Source organism: Cryobacterium sp. Y29 (assembly GCF_002929825.1).
GTDB lineage: Bacteria > Actinomycetota > Actinomycetes > Actinomycetales > Microbacteriaceae > Cryobacterium.
This window is the reverse complement of record NZ_PJJN01000037.1, coordinates 197,684-216,358: the sequence shown is the minus strand read 5'-3', so window position 1 is coordinate 216,358 and position 18,675 is coordinate 197,684. Positions and strand designations below refer to the sequence as shown.

At 64.5% G+C, this 18,675-nt stretch carries 20 protein-coding genes; 11 read left to right on the top strand and 9 right to left on the bottom strand.

Annotation, left to right across the window (positions count from 1 at the left end; all coding sequences use genetic code 11):
- The first annotated feature begins 1 nt into the window (after position 1).
- Genes CXY74_RS16015 through csrA form a run of 3 tightly spaced genes read left to right on the top strand, consistent with a single transcriptional unit; the run spans position 2 to position 3,357 of the window.
- The gene (locus CXY74_RS16015; protein WP_104201340.1) at positions 2–2,053 is read left to right on the top strand and encodes a flagellar biosynthesis protein FlhA; all 2,052 of its coding nucleotides are present in this window, start codon (positions 2–4) and stop codon (positions 2,051–2,053) included.
- Between the two features lie 10 nt (positions 2,054–2,063).
- Positions 2,064–2,981 carry a hypothetical protein gene (locus CXY74_RS16010; RefSeq protein WP_104201339.1) on the top strand — a complete coding sequence of 306 codons (918 nt, stop codon included), beginning with the start codon at positions 2,064–2,066 and terminating at the stop codon, positions 2,979–2,981.
- A gap of 22 nt (positions 2,982–3,003) precedes the next feature.
- Positions 3,004–3,357: a carbon storage regulator CsrA gene (gene csrA / locus CXY74_RS18470; protein ID WP_104201338.1), complete on the top strand. Its 354-nt coding sequence runs from the start codon at positions 3,004–3,006 to the stop codon at positions 3,355–3,357.
- A 23-nt stretch (positions 3,358–3,380) separates the two neighbouring features.
- Here csrA and CXY74_RS16000 read toward each other — a convergent pair whose 3' ends face one another.
- From CXY74_RS16000 to idi, 8 genes are read right to left on the bottom strand one after another with little or no spacing between them, the layout of a single operon-like run.
- Complete coding sequence (locus CXY74_RS16000) at positions 3,381–3,758, bottom strand: RNA-binding S4 domain-containing protein (protein WP_104201337.1); 378 nt, start codon at positions 3,756–3,758, stop codon at positions 3,381–3,383.
- Between the two features lie 36 nt (positions 3,759–3,794).
- The gene (locus tag CXY74_RS15995; RefSeq protein ID WP_233193463.1) at positions 3,795–4,694 is read right to left on the bottom strand and encodes a prenyltransferase; all 900 of its coding nucleotides are present in this window, start codon (positions 4,692–4,694) and stop codon (positions 3,795–3,797) included.
- Complete coding sequence (locus tag CXY74_RS15990; RefSeq protein ID WP_104201336.1) at positions 4,687–5,007, bottom strand: lycopene cyclase domain-containing protein; 321 nt, start codon at positions 5,005–5,007, stop codon at positions 4,687–4,689. The genes CXY74_RS15995 and CXY74_RS15990 overlap by 8 nt, the downstream gene beginning before the upstream one ends.
- Positions 5,004–5,327 (bottom strand): lycopene cyclase domain-containing protein, encoded by a 324-nt coding sequence (locus CXY74_RS15985; protein ID WP_104201335.1) that lies wholly within the window; start codon positions 5,325–5,327, stop codon positions 5,004–5,006. Before CXY74_RS15985 ends, CXY74_RS15990 begins: the two co-directional genes overlap by 4 nt.
- On the bottom strand, positions 5,324–6,931 hold the full coding sequence (crtI, locus tag CXY74_RS15980) for a phytoene desaturase family protein (RefSeq protein ID WP_104201334.1): 1,608 nt from the start codon (positions 6,929–6,931) through the stop codon (positions 5,324–5,326). Before crtI ends, CXY74_RS15985 begins: the two co-directional genes overlap by 4 nt.
- A complete protein-coding gene (locus tag CXY74_RS15975) occupies positions 6,928–7,848 on the bottom strand; it encodes a squalene/phytoene synthase family protein (protein WP_233193462.1) in 921 nt (306 codons plus the stop codon). The genes crtI and CXY74_RS15975 overlap by 4 nt, the downstream gene beginning before the upstream one ends.
- On the bottom strand, positions 7,848–8,894 hold the full coding sequence (locus CXY74_RS15970) for a polyprenyl synthetase family protein (protein ID WP_158252381.1): 1,047 nt from the start codon (positions 8,892–8,894) through the stop codon (positions 7,848–7,850). The genes CXY74_RS15975 and CXY74_RS15970 overlap by 1 nt, the downstream gene beginning before the upstream one ends.
- Complete coding sequence (gene idi / locus CXY74_RS15965; RefSeq protein WP_233193461.1) at positions 8,887–9,426, bottom strand: isopentenyl-diphosphate Delta-isomerase; 540 nt, start codon at positions 9,424–9,426, stop codon at positions 8,887–8,889. Before idi ends, CXY74_RS15970 begins: the two co-directional genes overlap by 8 nt.
- A gap of 117 nt (positions 9,427–9,543) precedes the next feature.
- Between idi and CXY74_RS15960 the strand changes: the two genes are divergently transcribed.
- The 7 genes from CXY74_RS15960 (at position 9,544) to CXY74_RS15930 (ending at position 14,076) form a co-directional block, all read left to right on the top strand.
- Positions 9,544–10,050, top strand: coding sequence for a MarR family winged helix-turn-helix transcriptional regulator (locus tag CXY74_RS15960; protein WP_104201331.1), 507 nt, complete (start codon positions 9,544–9,546; stop codon positions 10,048–10,050).
- A gap of 43 nt (positions 10,051–10,093) precedes the next feature.
- Positions 10,094–10,648 (top strand): adenine phosphoribosyltransferase, encoded by a 555-nt coding sequence (locus CXY74_RS15955; protein ID WP_104201330.1) that lies wholly within the window; start codon positions 10,094–10,096, stop codon positions 10,646–10,648.
- Between the two features lie 55 nt (positions 10,649–10,703).
- Complete coding sequence (locus tag CXY74_RS15950) at positions 10,704–11,219, top strand: NUDIX domain-containing protein (RefSeq protein ID WP_104201329.1); 516 nt, start codon at positions 10,704–10,706, stop codon at positions 11,217–11,219.
- Positions 11,220–11,246: 27 nt separating this feature from the next.
- A complete protein-coding gene (locus tag CXY74_RS15945) occupies positions 11,247–11,864 on the top strand; it encodes a CDP-alcohol phosphatidyltransferase family protein (RefSeq protein WP_233193460.1) in 618 nt (205 codons plus the stop codon).
- Positions 11,865–12,054: 190 nt separating this feature from the next.
- Positions 12,055–12,489: an FHA domain-containing protein gene (locus tag CXY74_RS15940; protein ID WP_104201550.1), complete on the top strand. Its 435-nt coding sequence runs from the start codon at positions 12,055–12,057 to the stop codon at positions 12,487–12,489.
- A 35-nt stretch (positions 12,490–12,524) separates the two neighbouring features.
- On the top strand, positions 12,525–13,223 hold the full coding sequence (locus tag CXY74_RS15935; RefSeq protein WP_104201549.1) for a MerR family transcriptional regulator: 699 nt from the start codon (positions 12,525–12,527) through the stop codon (positions 13,221–13,223).
- Between the two features lie 301 nt (positions 13,224–13,524).
- Positions 13,525–14,076, top strand: coding sequence for a MerR family transcriptional regulator (locus CXY74_RS15930; RefSeq protein ID WP_104201328.1), 552 nt, complete (start codon positions 13,525–13,527; stop codon positions 14,074–14,076).
- 290 nt (positions 14,077–14,366) lie between these two features.
- Here CXY74_RS15930 and CXY74_RS15925 read toward each other — a convergent pair whose 3' ends face one another.
- Positions 14,367–15,179: a ParA family protein gene (locus CXY74_RS15925; RefSeq protein ID WP_104201327.1), complete on the bottom strand. Its 813-nt coding sequence runs from the start codon at positions 15,177–15,179 to the stop codon at positions 14,367–14,369.
- 78 nt (positions 15,180–15,257) lie between these two features.
- Between CXY74_RS15925 and CXY74_RS15920 the strand changes: the two genes are divergently transcribed.
- On the top strand, positions 15,258–18,662 hold the full coding sequence (locus CXY74_RS15920; RefSeq protein ID WP_104201326.1) for a pyruvate carboxylase: 3,405 nt from the start codon (positions 15,258–15,260) through the stop codon (positions 18,660–18,662).
- Positions 18,663–18,675: the final 13 nt, after the last annotated feature.

Here is an 18,675-nt window from a genome sequence, read left to right as displayed (position 1 = left end):
CGTGAATAAGAACCTCGCAAAGCTCGCCATTCCGGTCGGCGTGGTCGGCATCATCCTGTTGCTGGTCGTGCCCATCCCGGCGATCCTGCTCGACATGCTCATCATCGTCAACATCATGCTCGGCCTGGTCACCCTGCTCACGACCATGTTCGTCAAGAAGCCGTTGGAATTCTCGGTCTTCCCGTCGCTGCTGCTCGTCGCGACCCTGTTTCGACTCGGTCTCAACGTCGCGTCCACTCGCCTGGTCCTCGGCGAAGGTTATGCCGGGCAGGTCATCGAGGCCTTCGGCCACGTCGCCGTCGGCGGCTCGATCATCATCGGCTCGGTCATCTTCCTCATCCTTGTGGTCATCCAGTTCGTCGTCGTCACCAAGGGTGCCGAGCGGGTGGCCGAGGTCGGGGCGCGGTTCACCCTCGACGCCATGCCCGGCAAGCAGATGGCTATCGACGCCGACCTGAGCGCCGGCCTGATCACCGACGCCGAGGCCAAGGCCCGCCGCGCCGAGGTCTCCGCCGAAGCCGACTTCTACGGCGCCATGGACGGTGCTTCCAAGTTCGTCAAGGGTGACGCCATCGCCGGCCTCATCATCATCATCATCAACCTGGTCGGCGGCATCGCCATCGGCATGCTGCAGCGCGGCATGGATATCGGCGACGCGCTCAACACCTACGCGCTGCTCACCATCGGCGACGGCCTGGTCACCCAGATCCCCGCGCTGCTGATGGCCGTCTCCACCGGAATGATCGTCACCCGGTCCAACGCGGAGACCGACATCGGGTCGACGGCATCCGCTCAGCTGACGCAGTCGCGGGTGGCCCTCGTCATCGCCGGCGGAGCGGCCATTCTGATGGCGCTCATTCCCGGGATGCCGGTGCTGCCGTTCCTCATCGTCGGCGGCATCCTCATCGTGATCGCGCAACGGCTGAAGGTGCGCGAGGCGAGCACCGTCGCCACGGCGGCCGCAAGCGAAGCAGCCGAGAAGAACGTCACGAAGACCGACACGACCGAAGACCTGATCGAGCAGATGCGCGTGCACGCCCTCGAGATCATGCTCGCTCCCGACCTGGTCGATATCGTCTCGGGTGCCTCCGACGATTTGCTGGCCCGGGTGCGCGGCCTGCGGCGCAAGATCGCCATGGATCTCGGCGTCGTGGTGCCCCCGGTGCGCACTCGTGACAGCGTCGACCTGCCCTCGTCGACCTATGTCATTCGCATCGCCGGCGTCGAATACGGCCGCGGAATCGCCCCGGCCGGCAAGGTTCTCGCGCTCGGTGACTTTCTCGAGACCCTGCCCGGAGTCGAAACCGTGGAGCCCGTGTTCGGCCTCGCCGGAAAATGGGTGCCGAGCGAAATGCGGCACAGCGCCGAAATGACCGGCGCCACCGTGATCGACCGGGTCTCCGTCGTGGTGACCCACCTGTCGTCGATCATCACGACCAACGCGGCTCGGCTGCTGACCCGGGAAGACGTGCGGGTGCTCACCGACGGGGTCAAACAGGTCAACCCCTCTTCGGTCGACGACCTGATCCCCGGCTTGCTGTCCCTCGCCGAGGTGCAGCGGGTGTTGCAGGGACTGTTAATCGAGCAGATTCCGATCAACGACCTGCCCCGCATCTACGAGGCCTTGTCCCTGCGCGCGAAAACGTCGCATGACCCGGAAGGCCTGATCGAGGCGGCCCGGATGGCCCTCGGACCGGCGCTGACGGCGCAATACCTCGACGGCTCGGTGCTGCGCGTGATCATGATCGACCCCGCCCTGGAGCAGAGCATGCTCGAGGGCATGCGCCCCTCCGACCAGGGAACTCAGATTCTGATGGATCCGGCCCGCATCGAAGTGGTGCTCTCCTCCGTGCGGACCTCCGTGGCCACGGCCGAAGCGAGCGGGCTGTCGGCCGTGCTGGTCTGCGCTCCGGCGCTGCGCCCGGCCATTCGTCGGCTGGTCTCGGCCCAGACCGGCGGACTGCCGGTGCTGTCCTACCAGGAAGTCACCTCCGCGAACGTCACCATTGAGACGGTAGGTGTGGTTCGTGGGACCGACTCGATTTCTGCTTGAGGGATCAACCATGCGCGAGATCCAGGAGCGCGTCCTGGTCGTGCACGGTAAGCATGCGGTGATCATCGCCGCCGAACGGGTTACCGTCGGCGGTATCCGCGGCTTTTTCGCTCGCCAACACTATGAGGTCACGGTGGAGGTGCCCGCGCCGGACACGCACCGACGGTCGGCTTATTCCGGGCTCGACCTGAACAAGCGCCTCGGGATCGCGGCCTTGCTCGACGACGCCGACGATGCCGAGTACGAGATCGCCCGCACTGGCCCGCAGCTGTCGACGGCGTCCGACGGGTTCGCCGCGCTCATGGATGAGCTGACCTTCGCGACCACGCGTCCGTCGACGCTGCCGGGCGGCGACCCCTTCGGCCCCCCCGATGAGGGCGGCTCGACCATGGCAGCACCCCAGCGCACCCCGGTCAGCACCCTGGTGGTTCCCGCACCGCTCACTCGGCCGGGCGACCTCGTACTGATTCTCGGTTTAAGCGAAGACCCGCTCAGTATCGCGCGCCTCATGCAACGCCTCGCCGGGGGTGGTGACGTGTACGCCGGCGGCGCTGTCGACGGGCACGACCGGGTGGAGGATCGGCGCAGCGCCCGCTCAGCCCGTGCCCGCGGGGTGGGGACGGGCTACAGCGCCTTCATCGCTTTCGGCGTCGACCCGGCCTCCGACAGGGTGGCCCGCGCCGCCGCGCTCGAGGCGATCGGCGCGGACCAGGTCTGGGTCGTCGTGGATGCCGGACGCAAGAGCGAGGACAGCACGCGTTGGGTGAACATGGTCAATGAGGCCGTTCCGATCGATGCCGTCGCTGCGATCGGACGACACTTCACGACCTCGCCCGCCACCGTGGAGTCGTTCGGGCTTCCCGTGGAATGGATGGACGGTCGCGTGGCCGCACCGCCGAGCGGCCGACGGGCGGCACGTCCGGGGTAGGCCTAAAGGATAGGCTTGAACAATGCTGGTCCTGACACGCAAACCCGGGGAAAAAATCCTCATCGGTGACGACATCGTCGTCACCGTGCTTGACGCGCGCGGAGACAGCGTGCGCATCGGAATCGACGCCCCGCGCGGGGTGAAGATTCAGCGCGACGAAGTGCTGCGTGCGGTCATCGAGGCCAACATGGCGGCGAGCCACGTCGACGAGAACGCCGAGGACCGCATCAAACGATCCCTCGGCATGCTCGCGGCCTTGCAGGCGGCGCAATCGCATCAGTCCCAGGCCGAGGCGCGGCTCAAACCGTCGCAGCCGGAGGTCGTGCCGGCAGGACCGGTAGCTGCCCCCCTGCCGGTTTCGCAGCCCCCAGCATAGCCGTAGCCGCGTCGCGGTCAGCGTCACTCGTTGACGTGCCCGCGCAGCTCATCAATCTCCCGGCGTTCACGTTTGGTCGGCCGCCCGGCGCCGCGATCGCGCATAGGTACCAGAGCTAACTCTTCGCGTGGCGGTCGCGGGGGAGTCTTATCCACGTAGCATTCGGCGGCCACAACGGCTCCTACCCGTTTCACCACGAGGCGTGACACGATCAGAACCCGGTCGAAACCATCAAAGCGCACTCGCACCTCATCGCCGATATGCAGGGCCTGGGCGGCCTTGGCCTTGTCGCCGTTCACCCGCACATGTCCGGCGCGGCAGGCGGTCGTGGCCATCGAGCGGGTTTTGTACAGGCGCACTCCCCAGCTCCAACTGTCGACGCGGGCAGACGTTAGCTCCATCTGTTCACTGTAATAGAAAGAGGTCGAATCAAACGCTCAGGCGCCCTGCCGCGTCCAAATGATCAGCAGCAGCGTCGAGAGAAAACCGGTGAAGAAATTGAGCCACAGAAAACGTTTCCAGCCCCGGTTCGCAAGCTCCGACTCTGCGTCACTGACCGACCAAAACGGCAGCACTGCCAGAATGTAGGGAGCGGATAGCACCGCCGCGAGCGGCCCCGGCCAGGGTGTAGCGAGCATGAACAGGCCGGCCACGGCCCAGAACGTGATCGCGAGCCGCACGGTCGGCGAGGCGCCGAGCGCGGTGGCGATCGACGCAATCCCGGCCTGGCGGTCGGGCTCGATGTCCTGCACCGCGCCGAAGGCGTGGCTGGCCATTCCCCATAGAAAGAATGCCGCGAGCAGGGCGATCAGGCCGAAGTTGACGGTGGCGCCGGCCACCGCGAGCCCATACACGGCGGGGCTGACAAAGTGGGTGCTGGAGGTAATCGAATCCAGAACGGGCCGTTCCTTGAACCGCAGCCCGGACACTGAGTAGGCCACGACGGCGAACAGGCTGACGGTGATCACGACCCAGGAAAGCGGATGCGCCGCCCCCGCCAACACGACCATCGCCCCGCCCACAATCACCGACGAAACGACCCCCGCAGCGATGACTGTTCGGTGCAGCGCAGGGTGCAGCAGTGCGCCCTCAGCCCCGCCTTTTCGTGGATTGCGCAAATCCGACTCGTAGTCGAAGACATCGTTGATGCCGTACATGAGCAGGTTGTAGGGAATGAGAAAGAACAGCGTGCCCACGATCAGCATCGCGTCGATGCGCCCGGTGGTCACCACGTACGCGGCGGCAAACGGGAATGCCGTGTTGACCCAGCTGAGAGGCCGCGACGACAGCACGACCTGCCGGGTCTTCCCTCGTGCCATGCTGACCTGCTCAGTCATCCGTTCGTCCTAACCTGGTACCGCCCGAAATCACCCACAGAGCCGGAAGCAGAATCGCCGCGGCCAGTGGGTAGGCAAAATCTTCGATCGGGGCGAGACCGATCAACACCCCCGAAATATGCTCCGGGTCGTAGCTGAACAGCCCAGCTCCAATCATCAGGTTATCGAACACGGCCGTCAGCAGCAGGGTGAGCGTGAGCGCAGCAGCCACGGCTGAGACGAAACGGACCGAGATGAGCCGGCGCTTCACTGCCACGACGGCTACCAGCGCCGCAACGATGAGAAAGGCCGCATTCAACACAAGATACGTCATTGCGCTGCCCGCCGCGCCAGTACGAGTCGGGTAGCCTGCACGAGATTCATGGTGAGATAGCAAAGAAAGGTCAGAAAGAAGAATTCCTCGAGCGGCAATTCCGGCGCCAGCTGCACGCCGGTCATCAGCGTGGTCTCACCCCGGTAGAAGATGCCGAGGCCGATACCGGCGAGGTCCCAGAGCAGAAAGAACAGCACTCCGGTGCCGAGCACGAGGGTGGCCCGGAGGGGCGAGCACCAGAAGAAGAGGCGGAAGCGCCAATCCAGCACTGTCATGCCTCCGAGCGAAACAAGCAGTACCAGCAGGTATAGAACGCTCACGACCGCCTGTGCGCGGACTCCGCTGGGGCCGCGTCGGGGCCAAGGCGGCGCGCCGGCAGCGGTTCGGCGAGCGGTTCCGTCGTTGTGTCATGTCGAATCCGCTTGAGTAAGATTTCTGCGCTGATCAGGCACATCGGCAGGCCGATACCGGGGATGGTGGTGCCACCGGCGTAGTACAGGCCGGCAATCTTCCTAGACATGTTCGTTCCGCGCAGGAAGGCACTTTGCCGCAGGGTGTGCGCTGGGCCCAGGGCGCCGCCCTTCCAGCTGTTCAGGTCGTCGGCGAAATCGGCCGGGCCGACTGTGCGTCGCACCGTGACGCGTTCGGCGAGGTCGGGTATGCCGGCCCACTGGGCGACCTGCGCGATGGCGGCATCCGCTATGAGCTCGATCGTGGCTGAACCGGCGCCGTTGATTCCTCCAGCACCGAGCGTCACATCGGCCGGTACGGGTACCAGTATGAACAGGTTGCTGTCGCCGGCAGGTGCGACCGAGGGGTCGGTCGCACTCGGCATGCAGACGTACAGCGATGCCGGGGACGGTACGGAGGTCTTCTTGCCGAAGATCTGCCCGAAGTTCGTGCCCCAGTCGGTCGTGAAAAACAAGGAGTGGTGCTGCAGCTGGGGCAGTGCGCCGTTCACGCCGAGCATGACCAGCACGGCGCCGGGACCCGACATACGTTTGTCCCACCAACGCTCCGGATAGGTCTGCAGCTCGGAGGGAACCAGCTCGGTCTCGGTATGGTGCAGGTCAGCAGACGACACCACGATGTCGGCGTCGAGGTCGTGCGGTTGTCCGGCGCCATCGATGTAACTGACCCCGTGCACCGCCTTGTCGGCGCTGACCCGAATGGCGCTCACTCGCGCTTCGGTGATAATTCGTACCCCTTCGGCACGGGCGATCGCGGCGATGCTCTCGATCAGCGTGCTGAAGCCGCCCTGCGGGTAGAGCACCCCGTCGGCGAGGTCCAGATGGCTCATCAAGTGATACATCGACGGTGTCAGGTTCGGTGCGGACCCCAGGAAAACGGCCGGGTACCCGAGAATCTGCCGCAGTCGCGGATCCCGCACATACCCGGCGATGAACTTGTCGAGTGGCTGCAGCAGCAGTCGAGCCAATCGCACCAAGCGCCGCAGCACGTCGGGTACCAGAAAAGGTTGGAACGACTCGAAGCTCGAGTACAGAAACCGTTTCACGGCCATGTCGTAGGTTTCGGCGGCTGAGTCGAGGTAGCGATCGAGCGCCTGGCCGGCCCCCGGTTGCACCGACTCGAACAAGCGGATGTTCAAGGCGCGGTCGCTGCGAATATCAACCGGCTGGGCATCGCCCTCAAAGAGCACCCGGTAGCCGGGATCCAGTTTCACGAGGTCGAGCTGCTCCGCCGCGCTCGTGCCGAACAGGCGGTAGAAGTGCTCGAAAACCTCGGGCATCAAGTACCACGACGGGCCGGTGTCGAAACGGAATCCCTCCGTTTCCCACAGTCCGGCGCGCCCGCCGAGTTCTGCCTGGGATTCCAGCAGCGTGACGTCGTGGCCTTCGCGGGCCAGCAGGGCGGCGCTGGCCAGACCGGCGATACCGCCGCCGATCACAATGGTGCGTGTCATCGCTTCCACGCGCCGGGGCCGATGCTCGAAGTCAGTGCGATCATAAGTTTCTCTCCATCCGGCACCCGAACGCGGGAGCGCAATAACTGATCGGCCGGGGTCGACCGCAACCGTTTGGACAATCGAGTGAAGAGCCCCTGCGCCGCGGCCACGGCCCGCCGGCAACCGGGCGGCAGCAACGGCAGAACGGCGCTGGCAATGGCCAAATCGGCGTCGATGTCGTCGAGGATCACGGTCTTCTGCTCGTCGTTGAGGTTCAGCGGATCGATCCCCGGAAAGTAGTTGCGGCCGAGCGTCTCGCGATCACACGACAGGTCACGCAGAAAGTTGATCTTCTGAAAGGCAGCGCCGAGGTGGCGTGCGCCATCTTCAAGCACGGCGAGTTCGGTGGCCTTACGGGGGCACCAGTGCACGAAACAGCGCAGGCACATGAGCCCGATCACTTCCGCGGAGCCGTAAATGTATTCGGCGACGCCTTCCGCGCTAAACGGGGTCGGATCAAGATCGCGGCGCATCGATGCGAAAAAGGGCGCGATCAGGGTGGAGTCGATGCCGCATTGCCGGGCCGTCGCTGCGAAAGCGTGCACCACGAGATTGGTGCTGTAGCCGCGCACGATCGCGCGCTCGGTCTCGAGTTCGAGCTCGTCGAGCAGCTGTCGCTGTTCAGCAACCGAGACGCCGGCCTCGGCGGCAGCTCCGTCGACGATCTCGTCGGCAATGCGTACCAGGGCATAGATCGTGCGTACCGGTGTGCGCACCTCGGCCGTCAACAGCCGAGCGGCGAGTCCGAATGACGTGGAGTAATGTCCGATCACCGTCGTCGAGCTGGCCTGCGCCGTCTGCGCGTACTTGTTCAGATTCGTGTCAGAGCGCGTTCGCGGGGGCACGGCTGGCTGGTGGCTGATGCGCTGGCTCACTAGCGGGCCCGATTCACGGCGGCCTCGGCCAGCTCGATCAGGGTCGCTCGCAGGTTTGCCGGAATGACTGCCGGGCTAAGCGTTTCGACCGCCAGGCGGGAATGGTCGTAGGCAAGCCCCTCAGCGGCAGCTTTCGCACCGCACGCACGCAGGTGCTCCCGCGCCCGTTCGGCCTCCTCTTCGCTGAGATCGACTTTGCCGAGATAGGGCGCGATCAGCGACCAGCTTTCGGTACCGCCGGCATGGGCGATCAGAGCGGTCTGTTTGCCTTCGCGCAGGTCGGCGGTGACACTCTTGCCGGTCTTGACGGGGTCGCCGAACACCCCGAGCAGATCGTCGGTGAGCTGAAACGCCACCCCGACGAGGCGTCCGTATTGTCCGAGCAGGCGAATCGCCTCGGCCGACGCGCCGGCCAGCACGGCCCCCGCCTGCAATGGTGCTTCAAAGGAGTACACCGCGGTCTTGTTCTCCAGCGTGGCGATGACCTCGGCCATGGTGAGCGGATGCCCCGCAGAGCTGTTGGTGACGTCGGCCAACTCCCCGGCGGCCGAGACGAAGACCGCTCGGTCGAGCAGGTCAACCAGCCGCAGCCGGGTGGGCACGTCGAGCGGCAGTTTTGCCAGCGCGCGATGCGCTTCACTCAACGCGAGGTCGCCGGCGAGGATGGCCGCAGCGGCCGCCCAGACGCCGGCTTGGTCAACGGAGGCTCCGTGCGCCAGAGCGCGGTCCGTGAACCGTCCGGCGATGTTGGCGACTCCGCGCCGGGCCAGGTCGTGGTCGATCACGTCGTCATGAATCAGAAACGCCGTGTGCAGCAGTTCAAAGCTCACCGCGACCGGTGACACGAGGGCCTGATCGCGCCCACCGAAACCGGCATAGGCCGCGAGCACCAGGGCTGGCCGTACCCGTTTGCCGCCGCTACTGGCCTGCTCCAGAGAATCCCACAGAGCAACATAGTGTTCGCCGTAGTCACTCGCACGTAGCCGTGCCGCCGCGAAAAAACGGGCTAGTTCGGTTTCGACGCCCGCCGCAACGGTGTCAAGCACGAAAATTGTCCAGCTGCTGCATTTGGAGCACCATCCACGGACTGAACGCCCAGGGGGCATCCGTAACCGCACGGGACAGGTCCGCCGGTCGAGTCCAGGCGTATTCGGCGACCTCGTCCGGGTTCGGCGTTGGTTCCTGCAGGGTTGTGGCGAGGTAAACCGGGCAGATTTCGTTTTCGACAATGCCGCCACTATCGGTGGCACGGTACCGGAACAGGGGGAGGGCGAGGTGGATATTGTCGAGCTCGAGCCCGAGTTCATAGTCGGCCCGGCGGGTGACAGCGTGCGTCGGCGGCTCAGTGGGCAGCGGATGCCCACAGACCGAGTTGGTCCACACTCCCGGCCACGCCTTCTTCGTCAGCGCACGGCGGGTGACCAGCACCTCACCGAGCGGGTTGAGGACGTAGCAGGAGAAGGCCAGGTGAAGCGCGGTGTCAAACCCGTGCACGCTGTACTTCGGCGCGGTGCCGATGTGACGCCCCTTCTCATCGAGAAGGATAACGTGTTCATCAAGAGCGTTTGCGGTCTCCACGCTGGCTCCCCTTCCCGGTTCAACCTGGCCATGATTAGAATAACTAACCAGGTTAGCGACTCCCCACGTTACCATGGGTATATGTTCCAGAAAGAGAGTATCCCTCCAGAACCAGAGATGTACTGGTACGACCCGAAGAATGCTGGAGTTTCTTCGGCAATGGACGTTTTACGTGCCGTGCGCCGGTTCCGAGTTGCTGACGCCGCGCTGCGTCGTCATGCCCAGAATGACATGCGCATCAACGAAACCGACCTGATGGCCATTCGTCATCTCATCGCCTGCGAACGCCAGAGCCGGGTTGCCAGCCCGAAGCATTTGAGCGAATTCTTGAATATCTCAACTGCCGCCACGGCAAAACTCCTCTCCAGGCTCACGGCCTCCGGCCACATTCGCCGCGAGGTGAATCCAAACGACGGTCGTGCCCAGCGGCTGTACGCCACGCAGGCATCGCACATCCAGATGCGACGCGCGCTGTCGGGCACCCACAAGCAGCTGATGAAGATCGCGCTCGATCTCACGGCCGACCAACAGGCAGCCGTGGTGCATTTTCTCGAAGCAATGAGCGCCATCGCCGTCATGCCACGTTCCGAAGCGACCACCATCGAGCAGTCTGTCGAGTCCTGACGGCCGGTCTGCCACTGACACCAGTGCCGCTTAAGATGAATCAGTGACTCATCTCTCTGCACCCAACGCTTCGCCGTCATCGGCCGCCGCCCACGTCGAGGCTTTACTGGCCTCCTATCCTGACTTTCCGCAGCCGAACATTCTGTTCCGCGACCTCAACCCGGTCTTTGCCGATGCCGTCGCTTTTCGTGCGATCATCGATGACCTCGCTGATCAGCACCGCGGGCAGTTCGACGCTGTAGCCGGCATCGAAGCACGCGGCTTCCTCCTGGCCGCCGCCGTCGGCTACGCGGCCAATGCGGCCGTTCTGGCCGTGCGCAAGGGCGGCAAATTGCCTGGCACTGTCTTGATCGAAGAATACGACCTGGAGTACGGCTCGGCTCGGCTCGAACTCGAAGTCGGGCAGCTTTCGGCCGGTACCCGCGTGCTCATCCTTGACGATGTGCTCGCCACCGGCGGCACCATTGCAGCCACGAGCCGCCTCATCGAGCGGGCCGGCTACACCCTCGCCGGAGTCGGTGTCGTGCTCGAGCTCACCGACCTGCACGGCCGTGAACGGCTCGGCACTGCGCCGGTGCACGCAATCATGTCGATCTAGAACACCGGACGATGTTTCGCATGCATCTGGGGCACGTGTGGGGCATGCTTGGTGCATGACTGACAGTTCGGGTGTCGATGCAAGCAGCGTGCACGGGGCTGCGATCCCCCCAACCAGCCCCAACCGGGACAGCGGTGATGCGTGGGTGCACGCTCCAGACGGCCGCAAATTCTGGGGCCGATTCGGTGCCGCCGGACTACTCGTGCACCACCCCCGCTTGGGTGTGTTGCTGCAGCACCGCGCGCTGTGGAGCCATTTCGGCGACACCTGGGGGCTGCCCGGTGGTGCCCGCCACGAAAACGAAACCGCGATCAACGCCGCCCTGCGCGAAGCCAGGGAGGAAGCCGGCGTGCCAGCCCACTTGGTGGAGGTTAAATTCACATCTCTGCTCGACCTGGGATTCTGGTCGTACACCACTGTTGTCGTGGAGGCGACTGAGGAATTTGTACCCGTCATCAGCGATCAGGAGAGCATCGCCTTGCGCTGGGTGTCGGCCGATACCGTCGACCTCCTCACCCTCCATCCTGGTTTTGCCGCCAGCTGGCCCGCCCTGCGGGGGCGGCTCGGCTGAATCTAGCCCATTCGATAGACTCGAACCGTGACCGGGGCAGCGAACGAGGTGGTGAGCGACCGGGTGCTGACCTTACCCAATGTGCTGAGCTTTCTGCGGCTGGTGCTGGTGCCGGTTTTTCTCGTGCTCCTTGTTCAGGGAGAAGATGCTTGGGCCTTGGTCGTGCTCAGCATCTCCAGTGTCACCGACTGGCTCGACGGTTTTCTTGCGCGGCGCTGGAACCAGATCACTCGTCTCGGGCAGCTGCTGGATCCGGCCGCCGATCGCCTCTATATCTTTGCCGCTCTGATCGGGCTTGCCTGGCGTGATCTGGTTCCGTGGTGGATTGTGCTGGTCGTAGTTGGACGCGACATCTTTCTACTGGCTTTGGGGGTCATCCTCGCCAGTTTTGGGTTTGGCCCGCTGCCAGTGCACCACCTGGGCAAGGTTGCTACCTTCTGCCTGTTCTACGCACTGCCGATGATCATGCTCGGGCAGGCCTTTCCGCAACTGGAATGGTGGTCGCAGCCGGTGGGGTGGGCGTTTGGCCTGTGGGGCGCTTTTCTGTACTGGTGGGCCGGCATCGTCTACGCCAGTGAAACGATGCGGGTGATTCGATTGCCGAGGGTCGCCCCGGGTGTATCTTCCGATACGCTGGATCGATAGGAGGTGCATGATGGTCGATCTATCCGGAAAAACTAATTCCCAGGAGCAGAACGAGCCCGTGCCCGCAGATCAGTCCGAAAACCCGACGACAGGCGAAATAATGCCCAGCAAGGCACAGTCCACCCCAGCATCCTCCACTTCTGGCGCGGCCCGGGACGAGACGAACGGCGAAGCGACGACGGTTCACGACATGCTCAGCACCGACACCACCATGAACTTCAGCCAAGAGTTCGCCACCCAGATCGCGTTCATCGATTCCAACGTGACCGTGGAAGAGCAGGAGTCCATCGCGGCTTTGCCCTCGGGGTCGGCGCTCATGGTCGTGCGCCGCGGGCCCAATGCCGGTGCCCGCTTTCTGCTCGACGCCGACCTCACGAGCGTTGGGCGCCACCCCAACGCTGACATTTTTCTCGACGATGTCACGGTGTCGCGTCGACACGCCGAGTTTTTGCGCAACGGCACATCGTTCACGGTCAAAGACCTCGGCTCGCTCAACGGCACCTACTTCGACGGGGAACGGATCGAAACGGCAGCTCTGACCGACGGCGCCGAGGTGCAGGTTGGTAAGTTTCGCCTCACCTTCTACGCTTCGCGCCTCGACCTCGTGCGCGCGACGAGCGAGTAGTGGCGGCAAACTCCGCCCAGGCTCGTTCCGTGCCTGTGTCTTCGTCAGCAGCTCACGGGCAAGCTGCGGGATCAGCGCCGCTGCTGAGTATCGGACAGGTGCTCGCCCGACTCACCCCGGAATTCACCGATCTGACCCCGTCGAAACTGCGCTTCCTCGAGGAACAGGGCCTCGTCGCGCCGGCTCGCACGGAATCCGGTTATCGTAAATTTTGCGCCAGCGATGTCGATCGCCTGAGACTGATCCTGTCGATGCAGCGAGATCATTATCTGCCGTTGAAAGTCATCCGCTCCTATCTTTCTGATCTGGATGCCGGGCTGGCGCCAGTGCTGCCGGGCGGAACCACTCCCGGGCCGTCAATGCTGGGCACGCTGCGACGTTTGACCCGCGACGACTTGCTGCGCGAGGCCGGAGCCTCTGCCACTTTGCTGCACGACGCTGTATCCGCATCAATCATTCTGCCCGCCGAATACTACGGCGACGGCGTGCTGCACGTGTTGCGCGCCCTCGTCGAACTGCAACGCAGCGGGATCGAGCCACGGCATCTTCGGGGCTTTCGCGGGGCTGCTGAACGCGAACTCGGCCTCATTGAAAGCGCGCTCGTACCGCTCTCCCGCCGCAAAGATGCCTCCAGCCGGGCGAAGGCGGCTGAAATGGCCGTCGAGATTGCCGGGCAGCTCGAGATTATTCGCGGCAGCCTGATTCGGTCAGCACTGGGCCGACTGACCCAGTAGGTCGTAGACTGGCGCAGGCGCACGGCTGGGCTGCCGCCCGTATGGTGCAATCGCTCGTCTGCGCGTCTGCGCGTCTGCCTGTACTCGATCGACACGCCAAAACCATTACGCGAATGTCAGCGCGCACGGTCTTTGCCTCGGTAGCGTAGAGAGAGCGAAGCACAGCAAATTGTTTTCGCATCACCAGCTGAACCGCATGAGTCACTTCAGCACCACAGTCACTTCAGCACCACAGTGATCCAGGCTTGCTTCACTGCAGCTAGCAGTCACGGCACCACGTAACCTCCGAAAGGCAACCCCCATGAGTGAGCTCAAGCCTGACGCTGACGCTTCGCGTTACTCGTTGGGACTGCTGTTCACCGATGGCATGCCCGAGCTTGATGAGAACTGCGGCTACCGCGGTGCTGTCGCTGCGCGCGCGGCCGGCATCAGCTACCGTCAGCTCGACTACTGGGCCCGTACGGGCCTGGTGGAGCCCACAGTGCGCGGGGCGGCTGGTTCCGGCTCACAGCGCCTCTACGGCTTCCGTGACATCCTCGTACTCAAGCTCGTCAAGCGGCTGCTCGACACGGGCATCTCCCTTCAGCAGATTCGCACGGCGGTCAACCAACTGCGCGAATCGGGCGTCAGTGACCTCGCGCAGACCACGCTGATGAGCGATGGCGCGAGTGTCTACCTGTGCACCTCGAACGACGAGGTCATCGACCTCGTCAGCCGTGGCCAGGGCGTCTTCGGCATTGCCGTGGGCAAAGTGCTCCGCGAGGTAGAAACGAGCCTGGTCGAACTCGACGTGCAGGCCGTTGACTCCGCCGACGAGCTCGCCACCCGCCGGAGCACCCGCAAAATCTCCTAGCGCCACCGCCCTCGCTTGGGCGCAGCACGGCGCGCGACTGCAACCTGTCATTCGCTCCCCAACTCAGCGCTCGGCGCCCCGCGTTCATCAGCGCGCGTTCATCACGCCGCGTTCGCGCCTTCAGGCAACGGTTCCTGTGCTCCGTTGGCAAACGCTGTTGTGCCAGGCCGCGAGGCGGCCGTGCAAGCGTCATGGGACGCGAAGACAACATGCCCACGGTGAATTGCCCCCAAAACCCGCACAGGCCGAGGCCCGACTCATCGACCCCGCAGGGCCGAAGGAGAAATCCTTTAGACCGCTGGAGCCTCGGCGTACTCACCGATGCGCGCTGTACGCAGCACCCGGTCGAGCAGCTGGTCGAAGTAGCCGGCCATTTCGAGCGCACTGTCACCCGGCCAGATGTGCAGGGGCTTTGCGGCGCCCTGCGCCTGCTGCAAAGACGTGCGCTCCGGCAGCTGCGGGCTCAGCACGAGCGGCCCGAACATGTCGCGCAATTCTTTGATGCGGAACTGGTGTTCGAGCGAAGCCGAACGGGACCGATTCACGATGATGCCGAGCGGCTGAAGGCGAGGGCTCAGACCACGACGAATCTCTTCGATAGCACGCAGCGCACGGTCGGCAGCAGCGACCGAGAACAGGCCGGGCTCGGTGACGACGGCGACACGGTCGCTCGCGGCCCAGGCGGTGCGCGTGAGGGCATTCAGGGAGGGAGCACAGTCGATGAGCACGAGCTCATAGTCTTTCTCGATCGTTGAGAGCGCTTCTTCGAGTTTCCAGATATCGCGAATGCTCGGGTGTGGCCCGTCAAAATTGATCGCCGACGGGCTGCCGATCATGACGTCGATGGTGCCTGGGCGGTTGCGGGTCCATCCGCTCGGGGCGATCGCCGCGCGAACCGTCTTTTCTTTGGGCGAACCGAGGACATCGGCAACATTCAAATGACCGGCCACCTGGATATCCATGCCGGTGGACACATCGGATTGCGGATCGAGATCCACGACGAGTGTTCGCACGCCACGGGCGAAGGCAGCGGAAGCCAGACCAAGGGTCACAGTGGTCTTGCCGACACCACCCTTAAGGGAACTTACGCTGAGTACGTGCATGAGTAACAACGTTACCTTCACTAGTGTTAGAGAACCTAACCGTTAGCTGTGCGCCACGTACGCCCTCGAAAGGCTTGCATGTTTGAAAAAATCCTTGTTGCCAACCGCGGCGAGATCGCGATCCGTGCCATGCGCGCGGCTTACGAGCTCGGAGCAAAGACCGTGGCGGTGTTTCCGTTCGAGGATCGCAATTCATTGCACCGCCTGAAGGCGGATGAGGCCTACCAGATTGGTGAGGTGGGGCATCCGGTTCGGGCCTATCTCGACGTGAGTGAAATCATCCGGGTTGCCCAGGAATGCGGCGCCGACGCCATCTACCCCGGCTACGGATTTCTGTCGGAGAACCCGGAACTCGCCGATGCAGCCGCCGCTGCCGGCATCACGTTCATCGGCCCGGGCGCTGACGTACTCGAAATGGCCGGTAACAAGGTCACCGCAAAGGAACACGCCATCGCGGCCGGCGTACCGGTATTGAAGTCGACGCAGCCGTCGACCGATGTCGAACTCTTGATCAGCCAGGCCGATGAGATCGGCTTTCCCATTTTTGCCAAGGCCGTCGCCGGCGGTGGCGGCCGTGGCATGCGCCGGGTTGCGAAGAAAAGCGAGTTGCGGGGAGCGCTTGAAGAGGCCATGCGTGAGGCCACCAGTGCCTTCGGTGACCCGACGATGTTCCTGGAGGCTGCGGTGCTGCGGCCCCGTCACATCGAGGTGCAGATTCTGGCGGACGCCTCCGGCGAGACCGTGCACCTGTTCGAGCGTGACTGTTCGGTGCAGCGTCGGCACCAGAAAGTGATCGAAATCGCTCCGGCGCCGAACCTGAGCGATGAAATTCGGGTTCAGCTCTACGCTGACGCCATCAAGTTCGCCCGGTCGATCGGCTACGTCAACGCCGGGACCGTCGAGTTTCTGCTCGACACCGTCGGGGAACGCGCCGGGCAGCACGTCTTCATCGAAATGAACCCGCGCATTCAAGTTGAGCACACCGTGACCGAGGAGGTCACCGATGTCGACCTCGTGCAGGCACAAATGCGCATCGCGGCGGGGGAGACCCTCGAACAGATCGGTCTGACCCAGGGGGAGATCCGCCTGCGCGGCGCGGCCCTGCAGTGCCGCATCACAACCGAAGACCCCGCGGCCGGGTTCCGCCCCGACACCGGTAAAATCACCACCTATCGTTCACCCGGCGGCGCCGGCATCCGCCTGGATGGTGGAACGATCAACACGGGCGCGCAGATCAGCCCGCACTTCGACTCGATGCTCGCCAAACTCACCTGCCGAGGCCGCGACTATGCGGCCGCCGTCGTGCGGTCCAAGCGCGCGCTGGCCGAGTTCCGCATCCGCGGCGTCTCCACCAATATTTCGTTCCTGCAGGCCGTGCTCGACGATGCGGACTTCGCGGCCGGCGACCTCAGTACCTCGTTCATCGACGAGCGCCCGGAGCTGCTGCGCGGCCGCGAGTCCAAGGACCGTGGCACCAAGATTCTCACCTGGCTGGCTGAGGTCACCGTCAACCAGCCCAACGGCGCGCCGCCGACCACGGTGCACCCGCGAGACAAGCTGCCAGAGCTTGACATCACCCAGCCAGCCCCCGACGGTTCCCGACAGAAGCTGCAACTGCTCGGTCCGACCCGTTTCGCCGCCTCTTTGCGCGCGCAGACTGCGCTGGCCGTGACCGACACCACCTTCCGGGACGCGCACCAGTCGCTGCTGGCGACACGGGTACGCACCAAGGACCTCGTGGCCGTGGCGCCCTATGTCGCCCGGCTGACGCCGCAGCTGCTCTCGGTCGAAGCCTGGGGCGGCGCCACCTACGACGTGGCGCTGCGGTTTCTTGGCGAAGACCCCTGGGAGCGCCTTGCGAGCCTGCGCGAGGCCCTGCCGAACATCAACCTGCAGATGCTGCTGCGCGGCCGCAACACTGTGGGCTACACCCCGTACCCGACCGAGGTCACCGACGCGTTTGTGCGCGAGGCGACCGCCACGGGTGTAGACATCTTCCGCATCTTCGATGCCCTGAACGACGTGTCGCAGATGCGGCCGGCTATCGACGCCGTGCTTGCTACCGGCACAGCGCTGGCCGAGGTGGCCGTCTGCTACACCGGCGATTTGCTCGACCCGGCCGAAAAGCTCTACACCCTGGACTACTACCTGCGCCTGGCCGATCAGATCGTCGAAAGCGGCGCCCACGTGATCGGCATCAAGGACATGGCCGGGTTGCTCCGGCCGAGCGCCGCCGAGAAGCTCGTGGCGGCGTTCCGGGAACGCTTCGACCTGCCCGTGCACGTGCACACCCACGACACTCCGGGTGGCCAGCTCGCGACGCTGCTGGCCGCAGCCCGGGCCGGCGCCGACGCTGTCGACGTGGCATCCGCTCCCATGGCCGGCACGACCAGCCAGCCGTCGGCATCCTCCCTCGTAGCCGCTCTCGCCCACACCGAACGCGACACGGGTATTTCGCTCCGGGCCACGACTGACCTCGAGCCCTACTGGGAAGCTGTGCGCACCCTCTACGCCCCGTTCGAATCGGGTCTGTCGGCACCGACCGGCCGGGTGTACTCGCACGAGATTCCAGGCGGCCAGCTGTCGAACCTGCGCACCCAGGCCGTCGCGCTCGGGCTCGCCGACCACTTCGAACTCATCGAAGACATGTATACCGCCGCGAACAGCATCCTCGGCCGGGTGCCCAAGGTCACTCCCTCGTCGAAGGTGGTCGGTGACCTCGCCCTGTACCTGGCCGCTGTGAAGGCCGATCCGGCCGATTTCGAGCAAAACCCGGGCAACTACGATGTCCCCGACTCGGTCATCGGCTTTATGGCGGGCGAGCTCGGGGACCTGCCCGGTGGCTGGCCCGAGCCGTTTCGCACCAAGGTACTCGCGGGACGTGAAGTGCGCGTCGGCGTCACCGAGATCACCGCGGGGGAGCGCGCCGCGCTCGGCGCCTCGAGCCTCGAACGTCGCGCGATGCTCAACCAGTTGTTGTTCCCCGCGCCGACCCGCCAGTTCCAACAAGTCAGGGAGAGCTACGGCGACCTCTCGGTTGTCGATACCGTCGACTACCTCTACGGCCTTCAGCAGGGCCAGGAGCACGCCGTCGAAATCGCCAAGGGCGTGCGGCTCTACGTGGGCCTCGAAGCGATCGGTGAAGCCGACGACAAGGGCATGCGTACCGTTATGACCATTCTCAACGGTCAGCTGCGCCCGGTGTTCGTGCGTGACACCAGCATCACCGTGCAGACCAAGGCCGCCGAGAAAGCTGATGCCAACCAGCCCGGCCAGATCGCCGCACCCTTCTCCGGCGTGGTCACCCTGCAAGTCGAGGAGGGCGCGCACGTCGAAGCTGGCCAAAGCGTCGCTTCGATCGAAGCCATGAAGATGGAAGCGGCGATCACCTCGCCCATCGCCGGGACCATCGAACGCGTCGCCATCCCGCTCACCCAGCAGGTCGATGCGGGCGATCTGCTCTTGACGGTGCGTCCACGCTAAGATTAATGCCGAT